Source organism: Paraburkholderia sp. EG304 (assembly GCF_046543485.1).
In the GTDB taxonomy this organism is placed as follows: Bacteria; Pseudomonadota; Gammaproteobacteria; order Burkholderiales; family Burkholderiaceae; genus Paraburkholderia; species Paraburkholderia youngii.
The window spans coordinates 1-274 of the sequence record NZ_JBKGUA010000423.1 but is presented as its reverse complement, the minus strand read 5'-3'; the positions used below and the strand labels follow the sequence as shown (position 1 = coordinate 274).

1 protein-coding gene and 1 pseudogene are annotated in these 274 nt (G+C 58.8%); both read right to left on the bottom strand.

The window, feature by feature from the left end; all coding sequences use genetic code 11:
• The coding region (locus tag ACLFKU_RS44565; protein WP_410853498.1) for a transposase at nucleotides 1-123 on the bottom strand (123 nt) is incomplete at its 3' end.
• A 26-nt stretch (nucleotides 124-149) separates the two neighbouring features.
• Nucleotides 150-274, bottom strand: a pseudogene (locus tag ACLFKU_RS44560) (IS5/IS1182 family transposase); the annotation flags it as partial.

Genomic DNA, 274 nt, shown 5'->3' with positions numbered 1-274 from the left:
GACGCCGTGCTGGCGTGCAACCATCGAGACCGACTTGCCCGGCTCGAAACTCTCCCGCACCATCGTCAGCTTCTCTTCAGCTGACCACCGCCGCCGGCGCTCCGGCCCCGTCAACACTTCCATCACTTCTTGCTCGTTGTTAGAGCTTGTTAGGAACTTTGAAGTACTGGCACGGCGTGGACAAGCATGAGCATTGCGAAGACGACAAAATGAAGCCCGGCGAGAGTTTCGGGGAGCCGTTCATAGTCACGTGCGAGACGCCGGAAACGGTTGA